Source organism: Nocardia pseudobrasiliensis NBRC 108224 (assembly GCF_001613105.1).
Taxonomy (GTDB): Bacteria; Actinomycetota; Actinomycetes; order Mycobacteriales; family Mycobacteriaceae; genus Nocardia; species Nocardia pseudobrasiliensis.
This window is the reverse complement of record NZ_BDBS01000037.1, coordinates 22,596-42,893: the sequence shown is the minus strand read 5'-3', so window position 1 is coordinate 42,893 and position 20,298 is coordinate 22,596. Positions and strand designations below refer to the sequence as shown.

Sequence of the window (20,298 nt, the reverse complement as noted above, 5' to 3'; positions counted from 1 at the left end):
GCCGGTCCAACCGCAGGGGCGGTCGCATGAGGCGTGGGCCGTGCCTGCGTCGTGCGGATTTGTGGAAGCCCTTGCGGGATAACCGCATTCGGGACACTTTCCGAAGAAATTGAGTATCTCGCGGGTTCCGAAAGCCGCTGGGCCGCGGCGCTTGGTCATGGGGTGTCTCCTCCCCCGGTCGAGCCGTACTGCAGATGGGGTAATACCGAACGGTATTAGGTGTGCAGTAGGCTACGGGTCTTTACGCGCGCTCGCTGGAGATTTCACAATGAGGGCTTGTTCGCTGAGAGCGGAGCGGGCCTCACGCCTCCAGCAGCAGCGTCACCGGCCCGTCGTTGACCAACTCGATATGCATATGCGCGCCGAAGCGCCCCATGGCGACGGTCGCGCCGAGCTCGCGCAGGGTCGCGGCGAAGCGATCGACCAGCGGCTCGGCGACCGGACCGGGCGCGGCCGCCGACCAGGAGGGCCGACGACCCTTGGCGGTATCGGCGTAGAGCGTGAACTGGCTGACCACCAGGATCGGCGCGCCCAGATCCGCGGCGGAGCGTTCACCGTCGAGGATCCGCAATCGGAAAAGCTTGTCGGCCAGGGCTTTCGCCGTCGCCTCGGTATCGTCGTGGGTGACCCCGACCAGGGCGAGCAATCCGTGCGGAACCCCGGCCGCGGCCGGATCGATACTGCCGACGGCCTCCCTGCCGACGCTCACCCGCGCCGATGACACCCGCTGAACCAGTACCCGCACGGTTGTCCATCCTCTCAGCTCCGTCGAAGATCATCTACCGTTCATGTTCGATGAACCGGCTGTTTGCCCTCACTCGCCATGGTCGAGCGTTGCGTAGGATCGCGACGATCGCAGCCGAGGAGGTGGATGTGCAAGTCACCTACTGCCGACGGTGGAGTTTCCGCATGGGTCAGGCGACGGAGCCGCTGTCGCAGGCGCAGGCGCGCAGCCTGGACCTGGCCGGTGAGTGGTACACGGTCGTATACGGCGAGCCAGCAGCGCCCGCGGCGATTCTGCAGGTCGTGCGCGGTAATCGCCATATCGACGTCACCTTTCCCGACGATCACGGCCGCCCGGTGCTGACCTTCGACTTCCGGCAGATCGACGACGATCGCATGTTCCTCACCACCGTGACCCGCTGGGAGTACGGCGCCGACAGCGCCCGCAGCATGTCCGATGCCGATGTGGTCGACAAACTGTCCTACCGCGAGGACGGCACTGTCCACCGCGACCTGCGTGACCAGCGCACCCACGAGCGCACCACCACCGATTTCGCCGAGGTCGACGTGAACGGCAACTGGGAACCCGTCCCGGTCTTCGGCGACTGGGCCTCCATCGCCCGCCGCGACCGCTGAACTAACCGACAGTTTGCCGGAAACGGTTACGGCAGCGGCTGTTCACATCCGCTTAAGAACAGATTCGAACTCGGGTGCCATCGTCGTCGGATGGGAGCGGGGTGCAGCCCGCGGGGAACACTGGAGGAACCAGCGCGATGGCCGACAAGTTGGAAGTCGACGCCCAGCGTTTTCGCACGGCCGCCACCAAGACCGGCGATGTCCGCGACAAGGTGACCACAATTCTCGACACCCTGCAGCGGGCGATCGATTCGCGTGGAACCCCGTGGGGCAACGACTCCATCGGCGATCAGTTCGCCAATGGTGAGGGCGGTAAGGGCGGATATCTCGCCTCGCGCACGAATATGATCACCGGCGGACGCAATGTGGCCGGCACCATGGGCAATTTCCATGACGCGCAGACCAAGAGCGCCGACTACCTCGAGCGCATGGACCACGGCAACGGTGACGGTTACCGCTGATCACATGACGAACGAACGAGCCAAGGCCGATCTGGCCACCATCATCGACGGCGTCCAGGAGCAGATGCGGACCATCGCGCGCCTACAGCTCGAACGCGCCGAACTGGTCGCCAGCGCCACGGTGCGCAAGCGGGTGACCGTCACGGTCAACGCCGACAACACCGTCGTGGAAACCACTTTCGGACCGGATGTCGAGGATCTGACCTTCGCCGAGATCGCGCGGGCGGTGACCGAGGCGGCCCAGCAGGCCTCTGCCGAGATCGCCCGCAAGACCCGAGACCTGTTCGCCCCCCTGCAGACTCAGCGTGACCAACTGCCCAAACTGACCGAACTGGTCGAGGGCATGCCGGATCTGCGGATTCCGGAGCCGCCCCGCGCGCCGACCACGCCGCCACTGCAACGGCCCGTCTCCGACGGCAGTATGCGCTTCACCGATGTCGAGGCCTACGACCATGAGAACGACCGCGGTCACCGGGCCACCGACTCCGGTTGGTGATATCGGGCTGTCGACATGATCGAGCTGCCCGGTCCGCTCGAATACCTTGCGCCCCTGGTCGGTATGGAATGGCCGAAGGGCAACGAGGACGAGATGTGGGCCCTGGCGGGGGATTGGCAAACCGCCGCCGCCGCACTGCGTGAACTGGTTCCCGATATCGAGGCCGCGAAAGGCGCGTCGCACGACGCCTATCCGAGCGGTGAGGGCGCCGAGGACCTGATGAAGGCCTTCGACAGCATGCTCGTGCCCGGTTCGGGTAAGGATGGCGATCAGACGATCGTGCACCTGGCGAGCCTGTTCGAGGAGGTGGGTTCCTCCGCGCACGGCGTCGGCACCGAGATCGAGTACATGAAGCTCATGTACTGGTCGTCGCTGGCGATGCTGGCCGGTGAGCTGGCCGCGGCGTGGATCTTCCCGCCCACCGCGCCCGCGGTGGAGGCGGCGGCGATCGCGGCGACCCGGATCGCGGTGCGCATCATCGGTGAGCGGGTGGTCGCGGCGATCATCCGGCAGGTCGGCAAACTGGTGGCGTCACGGATCGTGAAGTTCCTGCTGCGTCATGTGCTGCTGAATACGGTGCTGGCGACGGTGCAGGACTGGGGGATTCAGGAATATCAGGTCACCCGGGGCCATCGCGACAAGGTCGATATGGACCAGGTGCTGCGGACCGCGCTGGCCGCGGCGGCCGGTGGCGCGGCGGCGGCCCCGGTCGGGCATTTCATGGGCAAGTGGCTCAATGCCGAGGAGCGGGGCTGGGCGCGCAATCTCACGCATGTGGTGTCGGGGGAGGTGAATGCCTTCACCGGCCTGGTCGTGGCCAATGGCGGGATTCCCGAGCATTTCGATTGGCGGATGTTCACCGCGGCGGGCGCGACGCCGGTGATCTCGGGTAAGAATCGGGAGTCGGCGCAGAAGTTCTACAACGGGCGGACCTCGGAGTACTTCAATCGCGAGAGTTTTCCCACGCGGCTCAATGATATTTTCACGGATAATGTTGTGCCGGAGCGGCGTTCGGCCCCGGACGGAGTGACCAGGCCCGCCGGGGACGGGTCGGTTCATCGTGGTGGTCCGGATGTCGGGGCGAATGGGCGGACCGCGGATGGGGATATTCGGGTCGGGTCGCGGCCGGAGGGTGGTGGGCAGGTCGGGACCGTGGGGCGGGCGGGGGATGTCGGCGGTGGCGGGAATGGGCGGGGTGGGGAGATTTCGGGCGGTCGGTCCGGAGACGCCGGGACGAATCATCGTGCTGGAGAAGTAAATTCGAGTCCGCAGGACAATAGGCAGGCCGGGCGGGATTCCGGTGGCGGGCGGTCCGGGGGCGATCGTTCACCCGAGCCTGCGGGGCAGGGAAATGCGCGTGCGGGGGCGGGTGACGGTGGGGATCGCGGTTCGGTTGGGCCGCAAGCGCGTTCGACCGGTGAGGCGGTGCCTCAGCGCTCGGAGGGCGAGCATGGGGTGGTCGAATCGTCGCAGGCGCATTCGGATGCCGTTCGGCCCGATGTGGACGCAGTGGGGTCGGTGCAGGCGAAAATTGATGCCGAACAGCATATTTCGTCGTCAGAACGCGGGACGGTCGACAGTGTCGAGCCGCGGCAGGACGGCCCCGGTCCGGTGCGTTCGGAGTCCGAGACTGTTCCGGGCGGCAAGAGCGCCGCCGAGCAACCGCATGCGGATGGGTCCGCTCCCGTGGTTCATCCGGGCTCTACCGAACCCACGACCTCGCACTCGACCAACGAAACAACCACCCGCCCCACCGAATCGAGCGCCAACCGGCCGGGACCCAGTGACATCCGGCCCAGAACCTCTCCGCTGTCCGACGCTCCCCGCGGCGAGCCCCGCCCGACCACCGACTCGCGAGTCGCCGAACCGCGAGCGAGCGCGCCCGACAGCCGCGTGCGCGACGGCAGCAGCCCGATGTCCCGTGCCGCCGAGGAGCAGCTACGCGCCCCGAGCGCGAAACCGGAGAGCCGCGTTCCGGGCGAGGCCCCGGCTGCGCGCAGACCCGGCGAATCCGGTGGCGAACGTGTTCGGGCCGGAGAGTCCGATGGCGCGAACAACCGCCCCCGCGCGGGGGACTCCGCCGCGGACCGTGCACGAGTCGGCGACGGTCCGAGCGATCGTGTTCGGGCCGGGGACGCCGCCAACCGTGGGCGAGTCGGCGACGTTTCGAACGATCGCGGCCGTGCCCGCGAGCGGGAGCATCTGGTCGACGGCAGGCCGGAGGAGGCGGGCCGCAGGCTCGTCGGTGACAGCGAAAAATTCTCTGGCACTTCGGAACGGGACCATCACGGTCCCTCCGAACCGGCCGGTGACGTCCCGATGTTCCTACTGGGGCACGAGATTCGCCCCGGGGACGATGCGCGGCCGACGGCTCGCATCGGCAGCCGAGACGAATCAACGCCGGAGCATATCGATATCGAAGAGGAGATGCCCACGCCGCGGGCCGACGCCATGCGGGCGAATCGGCCGGAGAATATGCCGGAGTCGTTGTGGGAGAGGCTTTGTGAGGGAGTCGCGCTCGACGAGCGGCGGGCGCATTACTACCGCGAGCGCGGCGGTGGCAGTGAGATCAATCTGGGTAATGGCAAGCGACTGGACTCCTATGTGCCGGACCAGGAGATCGTGTCGCGCAAGAACACTCAGCTATTGGCGGTCGAACCGGAGACCGCGGCCGGGTACCTCGCCGAGCTGGCGGGTAAGTACCACCCGGGTGAGACGATCAAGGACACCCCGCACAATCGGCAGGAGTTGCCCGAGCTCGATCTGGCCGATCCGCTGCGTGGCGATCTGATCCTCGAGGTGCCGCCGCAGCTCAACGAGCCACCGCGCGCGGTGCTGGAGCGCGCCGCCGAACTGGGCATCACGATCCGCGACACCGAGGGCAGGATCTACGAACTCGGCGAGCCGCATCCGGTCGACGACGCGATCCCCGATTCCGCCCACCGCGGCAAATGCGCCGATTTGGCATTGCGCCTGATCAAACAGCTGACCGGCAGCGAGTGGATCCGCCCGATCGAACGCGAGGTCGGGCTGGACGGTATGACCGTCCGGGAGGTGGAGGCGGCCGCGCAGGGACAGCTGCGCGGCTTCGACGGTCACGACGATATCGCGCGGCAGCTGCTCGATATGGGGCACGGCTCCTCGGCGCTGGTCGTCGACGAGTACGCGGGTGCGGCGGATCGCCACGGGGTCGGCGCGCATGCCTATGTGCTGGTCAATGATCACGGCGTGCTTCGGGTCCGCGATCCCGGCGCGGGCCTGGACCATGGCTATCCGCCCTCGGTGCCCCGGGAATCGGCCGGAACGCACGGCATCCTGTTCGATCCGCGGGGCAAGCCGGTGGATTCGGTGGATTCCGGCGCGCATCCGTCGCTGGATTCCCGGGTCGGTGAGCAGCCACCCGCTCGGCCCGGTGAGGTGCGTCAGCACATCATCGAGGTGGACGGGCAACGGCTGCGCGTCGAGCTCGTCGCCGATGACAAGGGTGGTTGGCATATCCGCGAGGCGGAACCCGTAGCGGCGCAGCGAGAATCGAGCGCGGTGGAGCCGAAGACGGCCCAGCTGCCGGAGAAACAGTCCGCGCTGCAGAAGACGTGGCGTCGGCTCACGGGCGGTTACGAGGGGCACAATCCGAAGTACCCGTCGGGGTCCGGTAAGGACGGCGACTATCAGAAGCAGATGACCGAATTCGTCGGCGCGGAGACCCATCATCAGGAGCTCGCGCATCTGCCGAAGGAATTGAAGGTCAATCCGATTCGGGCGGTCAAGGAAACGGTTCTGCTCTATCAGAACCGGGAGCTGCTGCCGCTGTTGAAGCATCTGACCGCCCGCGTGGAGCCCGTCGCGGGCGAGCACGCGCCGATGTTGCGTCGTGACCGCACCGAGTACGAGCCGTGGTACACCGAGATCACCCGTGAGCAGTGGCGCGAGATCGAGCCGATCGCCCGGGCGCTGGGGCTGCCCGATCCGTTCGAGCACACCCCGACCACCCACGAACTACCGCCCGCCCACGAAGATCAGCCGGGTGTGAATTCCCATGAGGCGCTGCCCGATTGGGCACATGATCTGGCGGACCCGCTGCGCGAGCGGGCCGCCGAGGCCGAACGACTGCGCGGGCTCGCTCGCGATCTGGGCATCGATCTGCCGGATCTGAGCCACGAATCGCTGCGGCGCGCGGTCGATACCCTCGACTATCTGAATCTGCGCAGGGGCGGGGTCATCGAGGCGCTGGCCGATGTGGCGCGCCGGTACAACGCCGAGGATGCGGCGATTCCGTTCAGCAAGCAGGTCAGCTTCTCGGACAAGGATCCGCTCGGCCGATTCCTGAAGGAGCTGATCCGCGCCGATCCCGACAATCCGAACGGGCGTGTGGGACTCCAGGATTGGCGCGGAGTGAACAATGGCTCCGAGGGCGGCCGGAACTGGCCGGATCTGCACGAGATCGATCCCCGGCTGCGCGATGTGGACGACGGCGAGGACGGGCCTGTCCTGGATCCGGAGCGGCGCAAGCTGTTCGAACACGCGCTACTGCGCGATCAGGTGCGCGATGAGCGCTCCACCTGGGCGCATATGGTCGAGGCGGCTCTCGACGAGTTGGCCGGCCGACCGCTGGACGATCTGTTGGTCCGACTGCAGGACGGGGTGCGCGGACGTGGTGAAGCGATATCCGACTTCGCCTCGCGGGTCGACGATTTCGTGCGCGCCGATCCGGGTGAGCGAATTCGCTATGTGGACGGGGAACCGCCGCGGCTGATCGTGATCGACGGCCAGGGCAATCACGACGGGCTGCTGGCGCGGGAGTTGGCCGCCGATCGGGATCTGGCCGAGCGGGTGAATCGCGGTGAGGTGCGGGTCGATTACCGCGGCGCGCTGGTCGATCGCCAGGGTCGCGTGCATATCGTGGAGCTGGGTGAGCCGGAGGTCGGTCACGTCGGTCGTGAGGTCGGCGGGCGGGAGTTGCGGGCCACGGTGGTGCGCGACGGCGAGGGGAACTGGCACCTGGTGCGCGATCCGGTGGCCGAGTCGCCGATAGCGTTCGATCGCGCTGGATCCGCCCGGCCGTCGCATGAAATCGTCTCCGCTCGTGACGAACTCGCGCGTCGACTGGGTATCGAGGATTCGCGGCGGCTGGATCCGGAGCGCATCGCCGATACGATCGCCGACCTGCGTCGCGAAAATGGTCTGCGGGCAATACAGATCGAGGCCCTGGTCGATTACGCGCGCAGCACCGATGCCATCGATCTGTTCCACGATCTCGGCGGTGCGCGCGACGGGCTGGCCCATGTTCTGGGTATCGAGCCGCACGAATTGACCCCGCGCGCACTGGCCGAGGAGATCGCCGACCGGTCGAATCGAAATGCCCTGCGGCGTCAGCAGTTGGAACACCTCGTCGACTACGCCAAACAGCTGCGTGGCGTCGATTCGGCGGCGGCCGATGCCGCGGCGAACCGGCTGGCCGAGCGATTGGGCACCGATCGGGAGGATCTGTCTCCGGGCAAATCGCGGCGCAATCCCCGGACCGGCCAGCCGACCCTGCGCATGGAACCGGATCTGAAGAAGCTGGATCCGGACAAGCTGCATCGGGCCTTGACGAAGCTGATGAAGCGCGACCCCGCGGCCGCGGTCGACGCACTCGCCGAGTACTCGCGGGCGCTGGGGGAGATCGATCCGTTCACCGAAGGGCTGCGGCGGGATGCGCGCAGCGATCCGCGCGTCGCCGATGGTGAAGTGCCGATGCATGATTCGGGCGCGTTGGATCATCTGCGGCGTGTCGTCGGCGATCCGCGGCTGTTCGCCGAACCGCGTTCGGGGCGGGAGATTGCGACGGTCGAGGAACCACGAAATACGCCGGAGGGCAAGGACAAACCGGTCGCCAACAGCGATTGGGCCCGTGTACTCGGGGTCGACATCACCGATGCGAGTGTCGAGCGCGCCGCGAAGGTGTACGAGGTCTATCGCGACGGCAAGATCGATAAGCATGAGCGGTTGACGCCCGAGGAGTTGTCGCGGGTGCACGCGGAGCTGCGCGAGGAGGTGCTGCGTCGCGCGGAGGATCTGGATGCGCTGGCGGCCGTGGCGGACGAGCATCAGCGCGCGGTCGAACACGAGGCGGCGCAGGCGATTCGGGAGCGGCTGGAACGACTCGCCGAGGACCGCGATGCGGCGCTGGATGATCGGGCTCGGGCTCGGCGGGAATTGGATCGAGCGCTGGATGAGATCGCCCGGGAGGGTATCGGCCGCGATGGGGCCGGGCGTAATGGGCGGGTCGGCGTCGGGGAGGAGGAGTTGCGTCTGCGGCGGGATTCCGACGCACCGCAAGCCCGGACGCTGGACGAGACGCTCGAGTATCTGCGTTCGCGCACCAAATCCGTGGAGCTGCAGGAGGGCTGGCATCGGAAGGTGAACGAGCTCGAGGATGCGGCTCGGGCATTCCATGAGGCCGATACGCGGGCGGGGCGGCTGGACGAGCAACTGACGCGGGCTGTCCGCGACGATCCCGAGCTGCGGCCGCGGACGCCGCAGGGGCGGCGCGCGATGGTCGATGTGTTGTCGCGTGATCATGCCGAGGCACGGCGGGAGGTCGAATCCGCCCGGGATGCGTTGGATCTCGCGCGCGACGGTCTGAATCGTCATCGCGAGGGTGTGTCCGATGCGGAACTGCGGCCCTTCCGCGGCCCGGATGAACCGACCGATCCCCGGCATCCGGATTATGTTCGGACGCTGGAGGAGACGATCGACCACCTCTTCACACGCACGCGACGACTGGACGAGCAGGACGGCTGGCATGCGGCCGTCACCGAGTTGGACCGGGCGGCAAGGGAATTCCACGCGGCGGAGGCAGAGGCCGCGCGACTGGGGGCTGCGGTGGAGCGGGCCGTGCGGTGGGATGCGGAGCCGGTGGATCCGGTCGCGCCGCGTGAGCCGGTCGGCGATCCCGCCGCGACCGCACGGCGGGTGGAAATCGCGGGGCTGGAGGCCAAGCGGGACAGGGCGTTCCGTGCTCGCGCCGAGGCCGCGCGAAAGCTTCAGGACGCGCTGGCGGGGCTGCGCCGGACCGGGTTGCGTGTCGACGAATCCGAGCTGCGTCCTCGTCGCGCGGCCGGGGAGCCGAGCGATTTCCGGGCTCCGGATTATGTTCCGACGCTGGACGAGACGATCGAGCATTTGCGTAACCGGACCGGTCGGGTGGACGAATTGCCGCTGCGTCAGGAACGGATCGATGCGCTGGAACAGGCCGCTCGTCGATACAACCGGGCGCATGCGGACGCTGTGCGGCTGCAGGACTCTGTGACCAAAGCCGTTGTGCGGCATCGAGAGTTCGACAATGCACGAGATGCGGAGATCGCGCGGCTGCGCGATGAGCGCGACGAGGCGTTCCGGGCGCGGGGGCAGGCGCGTGACGAGCTGGATGCGGCCCGGGCGGGGATCGCGGTGCATCCGGCGGAATTGGGTCTCCCACCGCATCCCGATAATCCGCCGCCGGAACGTATTCGACCGCTTTCGGAGGTCATCGAGGATCTGCGCGCCAGGACGATGCGGGTCGACGCGCAGCAGGGCTGGCAGGACCGGGTCGACGCGCTGGAGCAGGCGGCTCGGGCGTTTCAGGACGCGGACGTGCGGGCCGGGCGAAGCGACGACGCGATCGAGGCCGCGGTGCGGGAGCATCTGGATCGGCGGCATGAGGACGCGGCCGCGCGGCGGGCGCGCGACGAGCTGATCGCGGGGCGGGAGGCCGAGGTCGAGCGGTTGCGGGCGGAGCGTGATCGGGTTCGCGGGGACCGCGAGCGGGCGCGGGCGGATCTCGAGGATGCGCGGCGGGGCATCGGCGTGAGCGATGCGGAGTTGGGGCTGCGGGAGGATCCGCGACATTCGGACCGATCGTTGGATCGGGTCATCGAGGATCTACGGGCGCGGACGACGCGGCTCGACGAGCAGCAGGGCTGGCAGGACCGGATCGACGCGCTGGAGGAGGCGGCGCGACGGTTCCACGCGGCCGATGCCGCGGTGCGCCGGTTGGATTCGGCGGTCGAGATGGCCGAGCGTTGGCATGCCGATCTGCTCGAGGCGGAGGGTGAGACCGCGCGGGGGGCCGATGCCGCGGAACAGATTCCGCGTCCGCGCGATGGGGAGGATCCGGACGAGGGCGGCGGCCCGGCCGGTGCGGCACCGCCGCAGGGCCCGCCGACGAAGCCGCCGACCGGTTCGCCGGGTGCGGCCGAGCCGCCGGAGGGGCGGCCTGGCGATCATTCGACGGGTGACGAGGGCGCGCGGAGTCGGTCGGAGGGTGGCCGCGGGCAGCCGGCTGAGGACGGGAGGAAGCGCGCGGCTGACGGGTCGGGCGATCCTGTTGAGTCGGGTGGGCGGAAGCGCGCGGCCGGTGACGATCCGGAGGATCCTGGCGGGCAGTCGAAGCGAGTAGTCGCAGAGGGCGAGGATTCGGACGGTGCAGGCGGCCACGGTGCGCCGGAACCCCGGGATTCGTCGCAGGCGCGGCATGATGCGTTGTTGCGGCAGCGGGCGGAAAAGGCTGCGGAGCATCAGTTCTGGCGGGCCAAGCGTAATGATCGGGCCGAGCGGCTGGAGTTGGCCGATACCGAGGGGCGGCCGCTGCGGGATGAGGCGGAGCTGGATCGGGCGCTGGGGCATGATCGTCTCGAGGCGACCATCATGGCCTTGCGTGAGCGGATCGTCGGGCAGCGGGATATCGGAGCCATCGGTGAGGATGTGCCAGCGCGTGGGCATGAAGCGGTCAGTAGCGTCGAACATCAACGGCGCGAACGGAATATCTTCAAACTGCAGGATGCGGCGGAGAAGGTCAATGAGCTGCATACCGAGCTGGGGGAGCTGGATCGGCACATTGTCGCGCTGGAAACCGCTGGGGCGCAGCGACGTATTCCGGAGGAGGTTCGCGCCGAATTCGAGCGTTTGCGCGCCGAGCGTGAGGCGGCCGTCGAGGCGTTGAAGGACAAGCCGAAACTGTTGTTGCGTGATGAGCTCACCGGAAAGCGGTGGATCGCGGAGCTCGACCGCCGGATCGCTTCTTTGGAAGCTGTTGTGGTGCAGGATCATCCGCTGATCTCGCAGATGGTGCGCGCGGAGCTGGATCGGTTGGGTGGTGAGCGGGCGGCCGAGGTGCTGCGGATCAAACCCAGGGAGGCCATGCTCGCGGATCTGGCGCGGCGGTTGCGGATCGATGAGAGCAGGCTCGGGGCGGAGCATCTCGATGAGGCGTTGCGGGAGGTCGCCGGGCGTACGGTGCGGGCCGAGGAAATGGCCGAGCATGCCCGGCGGATCCGATTGCTCGACGAGGTCGCGCGCGCGGTCGACCAGGCGCGTAATCGGATCGGGCGAATTCAGGACCGGATGGCCGAATTGGCCGGGGCCGGTAAGGAAATCATCGAATCGGCCGGGGCGCGGCGGATCACCGAGCGGGTCGGGTTGATCGACGGGGAGCATCCGCGCATCATCGTGGTCGGTCCGCGTGACGAGCTCGGACGTCCGCGAGGCGATCATGACGATGCGCTCGTCGATGCGATTCTCCGCGATTCCGGTGTGGCGCAGGCGATGATGCGGCCGGAGACGGTGATCGAGTATCACCGGATCATCGCCGATCGCGATGGCAGTTGGCGTGGTGAGCAGGCGCGCGGGCCGCAGCGGGAGTATCTGCGGGCGGGGTGGAACAACGGCCGTCGCGGCCTGGAGCTGGTGCGGTGGCGCGATGCCGAAGGGCGCTGGCACGATGTGAATCCCAGTCGGCCGGAATGGACTACGGGTCGGTACAAGCAGACGGTGCCCAAGGGTTTCGAGCCGCGTGTACTGCCCGAGGGGGTCAGCGGGTGGGCGGTCGATCCGTTCCAGTCGGCGGTGACCGATCCCTTCGTGCACGGGCCGCCCGGTGCGATCGATGAGGAGTTGCTGCCGCGCATTCCGGGCATGGATCCGGTGGATCCCGGTGTGCCGACGTATGAGCCGCCGTTCGCGGGCGTCTTCTACAACACGATGCGGTTGATTCTCGAGTCGGCGAAGCTGTCGGGTTTCACCTGGTACGCCGACTCCGAACATCCCGGGCAGGTGCATCCGGGATTCAAGAAGCATCCATGGTTCCGGGCGCAGCGGCCGGATGTGCAGCCCATGGCCAGGGAATGGGATCCGCGCGATCACGTGGGGAATCGGGAGCAGCTGTCGGGCCATTTCGACGAGCGGGAGTTGCAGAAGGAGCGGGACTGGGCGCGCGTACAGCGCTGGGCCGATGAGGAATACACGCGGTTTCGGGCCGACGATTCCGATATCGATGCCGTTCACGACCATCTGGCCGAGCGGCGGGCGGCACAGCGGTCCGCGCCGCCGGAGGAATCGGCGGCCGAGCGTACCGGCCGGGCGGAGAAGCTGGTCGATCGGGTTCGCGAACGTTTGGTGGCGGCGCCGGACAGTGCTGCCGACCGCCTCGCGCGGGATACCGCGTCGGAGCTGCCGAGCGAAAGGCGCGGTTCGGCAAGGGAATTCGTCGATGAGATCCGGCAGGAGCTGGAGCGCGATTCCGACGGCGACCACGGCGAGCTCGTGCGGCGCGTGGCCGGGGTGCTGGCGCACGGTGCGGAGCCTTCGACCGAACATGTGGTTCGGGCGGATCGGCTGGTGGAGCGGATCCAGGAGCGTCTGGTGTCCCGGCCGGATGCCGAGGCGAACCGGATCGCACAGGAGCTCGCACCGCATTTACGCGACGAAAACGACAGCTCCGCACGTGCTTTGGTCGACGAGGTGCGCGACGTTTTGGCCGACCGGACGGATGCCGGGGAGCTGGCGGGCCGGGTGGCCGATCGGCTCGCGGCCGGGGATCCGGTGTTCACGCGCGAGCAGATCGAACAGATCAAGAACCATCTGATGCGAGACCGACACCTGGTGCGCGATCCCGAGGACGGTGTACTGCTGCGCCGCCCGCTCGACGCGGTCGCCGATGTGGCCGAGGCGTGGAATCGTCTGATCGCGGGCGAGCCGCTGCCCGAGGATGTGCTGCTACTGCAGGACGCACTGGCCGAATCGAACTATCTGCGCGCCAACCCGACTGCTACCTGGCGTGATGCGAACGCGCACGCGATCATGGAGGGCTACGACTGGGATGCCAAGCGGCCCAAGCGAACCGAATGGCGGGCTGATATCCCGTATCGGCCCGCGCGGCCACAGGTCACGGATATCCTTCCGCCTCGTCTCGGCGGCGATGTGGACGCGCTTCCGCCGGGAGCTGGGCCGCGGCCTTTGCCGCCGGGACGTTCTCCGGTGGATCCTGCTGGAGGGCAGGGGAAGTCGGAGCAGGTATCGGGGGTCGATGAATCCGGCCAGCCCGATGTAGCTCCGCAGGAGCAGCCGACCGAAACGGTTCGGCTGCCCGAGTCGGTGCCGTCGGATCGGACGCTGCCGGGTGGGCCGGAGGCGCTTCGTGGGCGGGAAGTGTCTGCGGGAGAAGGGGAGTCGGGGTCATCCGGTGGTCGGCGCGTGCCGCCGGTGGATGGCGTGAATGAGCATTCCGAGAGCCCAGCGCCGGAGCGGATTTCGAAGGAGTCATCGGAGGAGGGGACCGTCATTTCCGAGCGGCCGATCGTGCCAGAGGAGATGGATAACCGGGAGACTTCAGGGCGGCCGGTGGCCAATTCGACTGTGGATGAGGGAAAATCGCGGACTTCTGGGCGTCCGTTGGAGACGCCGGAGCAGTGGAATGCCCGGTTCCGTGCTGAATCGGCTGACTGGGACGCGCGAATGGAAGCCGAGCGCGCCGCATGGCTGCGTCGGTTGGCTGAGGAGGACCACGGGGACAGTCGGATCGGTAATGCGTGGGCGGCCTGGATGGAAGTCAAACAGGCCGAATGGAATGCCCGGATGGTCGCTGAACATGCTGACTGGCTGTGGGATCTGGCGGGTGGTCGCCCGACTGACCATGCGACGTGGCGGAATTCAGCCGGGCAGGGCGAGCGTCCGGTCGACGAGGCCGGGTATCACAACAGCGATCCCTCGGTGCGGGAAGACGCGCTCGATGACGCGGATCCCTCGGTGAGAGGTACGCGACACGATGATGTTCTGCCGCAAGCAGATCCGGGCGACCCACAGCAGTCTGGTGCGAAGCATGGTCGGCAGCTGCCGCAGAGTGGTCCCGATGAGCTCTCGCAGGACGGCATGGGGCTGCCGCGTGATGGTTCCGATGTTCGGGAGTCGGGCGCGCGGAATGGGGAGGTTGATATCCACTCGCGGGATCCCGGTGATCTGCGCTCGGGGGCGCGGGAGGATGCGCCCTCGCATGATCAGAAGTCCGGCGTGCGGCATGAAGATGATGCCGATTCGCGGGATTCGGGGGATGGGTCTTCGGTCAGGGGGGATGGATGGTCGGGGCGGAATCCGTTCCCGGGGTCTCGGATTCCGCATATTCAGCATGAATTCGAGGTCGAACTGCCTGACTATCGGCCGCAGGGGCCGTTCGCTCCGGGACCGTGGACCATGCCGCAGCCCCCCGAACCGCCACCACACCGCCCGACGCCGCCACAACCACCACACCGCCCGGCCACACCTCAACCGCCGCGCGGCCCGGTCGCGCCACCGCGCCCACCGACACCGCCCCGCCCGCCGGTGCCCCCGACCCCACCCACGGAACCGCAACCACCGACACCCGGCCCGGTCCCGCCGACCCAGCCCAACCCGATTCCACCGCTACCGAATCCGCCGGATACTCCGCTGCCTCCGGGCGGGAACTGGCCGCCGGGGGTTCCGCCGCTTCGGAATCCGCCGGATACTCCGCCGCCTCCGAGTGGGAACTGGCCGCCGGGGGTCCCACCACTTTCGAATCCGCCGGATATCCCGATGCCTCCGGGCGGAAATTGGCCGCCGGGGGTTCCGCCGCTTCGGAATCCGCCGGATACTCCGCTGCCTCCGGGCGGGAACTGGCCGCCGGGGGTCCCACCACTTTCGAATCCGCCGGATATCCCGATACCTCCAGGCGAAGATTGGCCGCCGTCGTGGCCGCCGGGAGTTCCGTCACTTCCGAACCTGCCGGACATTCCGACGCCTCCGGACGGGAACTGGCCGCCGGGTATTCCGTCAACTTCGAATCCGCCGGACATTGCGGTTCCTCCGGGTGGAAATTGGCCGCCATCCGTCCCGCCGTTGCCGAGCCCTCCGGATGTTCCTATGCCCCCGGTTGATTCGCGGCCACCGGGCCCGCCTGGAATATCGACATTTCCGTCGGGAGCACCGGATATCCCTGTGCCGTTGAATGATTCACGGCCGTGGTCACAGCCGGGAACATCCGGCGGGTCGTCTCCGACTGTCGGCTGGCAACAGTCGGGCGATGCCGTCGAGCAGGGGTCGACGGGGCAGAGTTCGGAAGGTGCGAGCGGCGGTGGTGTGAATGGTGTTGTGCCGCATCCTGTGTCGCAGACGCCTGACCATGCGAGACCGATCGAAGCCGATGCGTCGAACCAGGTGAATGGCCCCGGTGGTGCGCCCATGAGTGGGATGCCGATGGGTGGGACATCGGGGAGTGCGGGCGCTGTGCGGCGGGGTAGGCAACGGTTTCCGCGGGTTGGGGAGAGTTCGGCTGGGGTGGGGACCATTTTGGTGCGGTCGCAGACGGGGTGGGGGGAGTATGCGCGATTTGATCCGGAAAGTGGGGTGTTGCAGGCGGTTTCGGTCGGCGGTGAGGGGTTGGGTGGCGTTTATGGTGAGTTGGGTGGGGAGCAGGTGGTGTTTTATCGGGGTGGGGGTGGATTGTGTCTGCGGGTGGGCGGTCGGGTGATCGCGTTGGATGCGCCGGGGGTGGAGGTGCGGTGGCAGGGCGATGCTCGGGTGGCGCGGTTCGTGGTAGCGGTGGGGGGTGTGGCGGTGTGTGATCTGCGGTATGGGGCGCGGGGGATGGATGCTGATCTGGGGATGTTGGTGCGGGATGTGCTCGCGGATCCGGATCGGCGGCATCGGGTATTCGGGCGGTGACGGGTTACCACCAGGAGCGGGGGCGTAGGGAATTGGCCAGGTCTACCAGGGCGTAGCGGTGGATTCGGCGGGGGCTGGTGCGGGCTATGGTGCGTAGGACCGATTCGAGGCCCTCGCGTAGGCCCGCGTCGGTGTAGGGGGAGCCGAGGATGGTTGCGGTGGGGTGGGTGGGGTGGCCGCCGCCGCGTAGCCAGGCCAGGGCCGCGCCCAGGACGATGGCCTGGAATTGGAGTAGGCGCGGTTCGTCGGGGAGGGTTTGCAGGCGGGCGGCCGCTTCGTCGAGGTCGGCCTGGGTCGTTTCGGGGGCGGGGCGCGAAACTCGCAGCAGACAGCCGGTGAGGACGGCCGCGTTGTGGTGGCGGGAGGTTTCGGGGACCTGGCGGAGGGTGTCGACCGCGGCGGCGGTATCGCCGTCGGCGGCCTGGCGGCGGGCCAGTCCGAACGCGGCGCTGGTGACGCCGCGGTTGGTGCGCCAGACGGCGCGGTAGTACTGCGTGGCGGAGAGGCGCCAGCGGTCGAGTTCCGCTGGCTCGTTGGCGATTTGGAGGAGCAGCTCGGAGGTGGCCGCGAGCGCCAACTGGGGCGCGATCTCACCGGGGATGCGGGAGTGGACGAGATCGAAACGCTCATAGGCCTTTTCGAACTGCCCGGTCACCAGATCGGCGATTCCGGAGTACCACTCGATTCGCCAGTCGTTACGGTACTTCTCGGCGATGGCGGCCAATTTCTCACGGGCGGTGGCTGTTTCGCGCAGGTCCAGATGGGCCCGGACCGCGGTCAGCGAACCCTCGAGGGCGAAGGTCTCCGGTTCCTCGATGGTGCCCGCGCGCATACCCGCGCGGCTCTGGCGCAGCGTGTCCAGCGCCAGCCGGGGATCGCCGTGCAGCAGCGGCGACAGCAGTTCCGCGCTGGGATCCTCACCGTCGATCGACGGAACTGGAAGGGCCGCAACCACACTCGTCGCATCCAGGGTGAGCTGGCGGTGTCTGCCGTCGATCAGGCCGTCGGTCTGGCGGATCAGCGTATCGATGCCGAATTCCCCGCGCGGTGCGCCGAAGGCCGAAGACACCTGGGGATATTCGCGCCCGGTCTCCTCGGCCAGCACCCCGCGCAACACACCCGCCAGCTGCCGATACATCGAATAGGCCGAGGGAAACCGCTGTGCCGGATCGGAATCGGTGGCGCGCAGCAGCAATCGCCGGAATGCCGGATAGCGCCGCAGCACCGGATCGTCCTCGGGCAGGCCCGCCCGCTTGTGACCGTCGCGGTCGGTGGGCAGCGCGAGGGTGAGGGCCGCGAGGGTGCGCCCGACGGTGTGGATGTCGGAGGCCACGGTCGGCCCGGTCTTGGTGAACTCCGGCGCCTGATATCCGGGCGTGCCGTAGAGATTGCCGCCGGATTCGCGGGCCGCCACCGCACCGAGGTCGATGAGTTTCACCTCGTCCTCGCCGATCATGATGTTGTCGGGCTTGAGATCGTTGTAGGCCAGACCGAACGAGTGCAGATAGTCCAGCGCGGGCAGCACCTCCATGATGTAGGTGATCGCCTCGGACACCGAAAGTCGTTCGGGCGCGCACAGATCCAACATGGTCTTCAGTGATCGACCGCCCACGTACTCCATGACGATGAAACCGGTCTGGGTGCCGTCGGCGATACGGTGCTTGACGAAGTTGAAGATCTTCACGATCCCGGGATGGGCCATCTCCGAGAGGAATTGGCGTTCGGCCAGCGCGACGACGTGGGCCTCGAAATCCATCGGATTCTGCAGACCCTTCAGCACCACCCAGCGGTCGCTGACATTGCGGTCGCGGGCCAGATAGATCCAGCCCATTCCGCCGTAGGCCAGGCAGCCCCGCACCTCGTACTGTCCGGCGACCAGTTCGCCGTTGGCGAGCAGCGGACGGAAATTGAAGGGGGAGTTGCAATTCGCGCAGCGACCCGAGATGGGGCCGGGCTTGCCCTCGGCGGAACGGCCGACGGGTTTCAGACATTTCCAGCAGAACCGTTTGGATTCGGGGACCAGCGGATCGGGCAGGACCGCCTCGGCCGGATCGACCGGCGCCACCCGCGGCAGGTTGACCAGACCCGCGCCGAGCCGGCGCACACTGGGCCTGGAGCGGACCGTGCCGCCTGATCCCGGGTCGCCGTCCGGTGCGGTCGGCGCGCTCGGGTCCGGTGTCCACGGCCGGGTATCGGAGATCGCGCGTCGAGTGGCCCAGGCCGGCGCGTTGCCATTGGGTTCGGGCTCCCGCATCCGCCTGGTGGCCCAGGTTTGCGGGCGTGGGAGATCGGATGCGCTGGAGTTGTCCGGCATCCTCACCCTCTCAGACCCACAATCCGGCCACGTGGCCCCGATAGTCGCACCGCTCCGCGGCACGGGTGGGTGTCCGTGCCGCGGAGCGGGGATATCCGGCCCGGGGGTACCGGGCCGGACGGGCCGTTATCGCGATTGTGCCCCATCGTCGCGACCGGACGCGGCCGGATCCACCTGCGGCTGGTCGCGGTGTTCCATCGGGCGCTCGGCCACGACCGGGAACTGACCGGTGTACCCCTCGCGCAAAGTGGCCATCTGCAGAACCCGGCGACGGGCCAGGAACCACCCGCCGACCAGGGCCGGAACCATGATCACCACCATCGCGATGACCGCGCCGCGCTGCACCTCGCTCTTGCTGAACAGCATGAGCAGCACCACCGCGGCCAGGAAGATCAGCGTCGCGATGCCGGTGTAGGGCGCGCCGATCAGCCGGAACTTGGGACGTTCCATGCGGCCCTCACGAGCCCACTGCCACAGCTTGAGCTGGCACAGGATGATGCCCGCCCAGGCGGTGATGGTGCCCAGCGCCGACATGTTCAGCACGATCTCGAACGCCTTCTGCGGGACCACGGCATTGAGGCCGACGCCGACCAGCGCGATGGTGCCGGTGGCGAGGATGCCCACGTAGGGCACGCCGCGCCGCGACATCCGCGCGGCCAGGGACGGTGCGCTGCCGTTCATCGACATCGAGCGCAGGATGCGGCCGGTGGAGTACAGGCCCGCGTTGAGGCTCGAGAACGCCGCGGTGAGTACGACCAGGTTCATGACCGTGCCCGCGCCCTCGATACCCAGCTTGGCGAAGAACGTGACGAACGGGCTCTCACCGGATTTGAAGGCGTTGTAGGGCAGCAGCAGCGACAGCAGCACCAGCGAGCCGACGTAGAACAGCGCGATGCGGGCGATGACCGAGTTGATGGCCCGGGGCATGATCTTCTCCGGGTTCTCGGCCTCACCGGCGGCGGTGCCGATCAGCTCGACCGCGGCGTAGGCGAAGATGACGCCCGTGGTGCACAACACCAGCGGAATCATGCCGTTGGGCAACAGCCCGCCGTGCTGGCTGATGACGCTGAAACCGGTGCTCTGGCCGCCCACGGTGAACCGTCCGGCCAGGAAGATGGTGCCGATGATCAGGAAGCTGACCAGTGCGACGACCTTGATCAGCGCCGCCCAGAACTCCATCTCGCCGAACCACTTGACCGACACCATATTGATGGCCACCACGAGCACGAGTGCGATCAACGCGATCAACCACTGCGGGATGACCTGTAGCGAACCCCAGAAGTGCACATAGGTGGCGATCGCCGTGATGTCGACGATGCCGGTCATACACCAGTGGAAGAAGTACATCCAGCCGACGACGAAGGCCAGCTTCTCCCCGAAGAACTCACGGGCGTAGGACACGAACGAGCCCGACGACGGGCGGTGCAGCACCAGCTCGCCCAGTGCCCGCAGGATGAAGAACACGAATACGCCGCACACGGCGTAGGCGATGAACAGACCGGCTCCGGCGTCCTTGAGTCGACCGCCCGCTCCCAGGAACAGGCCGGTACCGATCGCGCCGCCGATCGCGATCATCTGTAGCTGACGGGGTCGAAGCGCCTTGTGATAGCCCGCATCCTCGGCATGCAAAGCGCGTGCCGCCGCTTGCTCCGCTGCCTCCGGCGGTCGAACTGTCGTCATGACGATGGCCTTTCATG

At 67.8% G+C, this 20,298-nt stretch carries 7 protein-coding genes; 4 read left to right on the top strand and 3 right to left on the bottom strand.

Annotated elements, in window-relative coordinates:
• Positions 1-301: 301 nt before the first annotated feature.
• Complete coding sequence (gene dtd, locus NP4_RS27080) at positions 302-745, bottom strand: D-aminoacyl-tRNA deacylase (protein ID WP_068003639.1); 444 nt, start codon at positions 743-745, stop codon at positions 302-304.
• A gap of 164 nt (positions 746-909) precedes the next feature.
• Between dtd and NP4_RS27075 the strand changes: the two genes are divergently transcribed.
• The 4 genes from NP4_RS27075 (at position 910) to NP4_RS27060 (ending at position 16,287) form a co-directional block, all read left to right on the top strand.
• The gene (locus tag NP4_RS27075; protein ID WP_068003637.1) at positions 910-1,359 is read left to right on the top strand and encodes a hypothetical protein; all 450 of its coding nucleotides are present in this window, start codon (positions 910-912) and stop codon (positions 1,357-1,359) included.
• Between the two features lie 137 nt (positions 1,360-1,496).
• Positions 1,497-1,820, top strand: coding sequence for a hypothetical protein (locus NP4_RS27070; protein ID WP_147288017.1), 324 nt, complete (start codon positions 1,497-1,499; stop codon positions 1,818-1,820).
• Positions 1,821-1,824: 4 nt separating this feature from the next.
• A complete protein-coding gene (locus NP4_RS27065) occupies positions 1,825-2,316 on the top strand; it encodes a YbaB/EbfC family nucleoid-associated protein (RefSeq protein ID WP_068003633.1) in 492 nt (163 codons plus the stop codon).
• Between the two features lie 15 nt (positions 2,317-2,331).
• Positions 2,332-16,287, top strand: a complete 13,956-nt coding sequence (locus tag NP4_RS27060) for a WXG100-like domain-containing protein (protein WP_068003629.1) — start codon at positions 2,332-2,334, stop codon at positions 16,285-16,287.
• Between the two features lie 4 nt (positions 16,288-16,291).
• Here the strand turns inward: NP4_RS27060 and NP4_RS27055 are convergent, their stop codons facing one another.
• Entirely contained in the window at positions 16,292-18,601 is a 2,310-nt protein-coding gene (locus NP4_RS27055; RefSeq protein ID WP_068003818.1) for a serine/threonine-protein kinase, read from the bottom strand.
• Positions 18,602-18,727: 126 nt separating this feature from the next.
• Positions 18,728-20,281, bottom strand: a complete 1,554-nt coding sequence (locus tag NP4_RS27050) for an amino acid permease (protein WP_068003625.1) — start codon at positions 20,279-20,281, stop codon at positions 18,728-18,730.
• Positions 20,282-20,298: the final 17 nt, after the last annotated feature.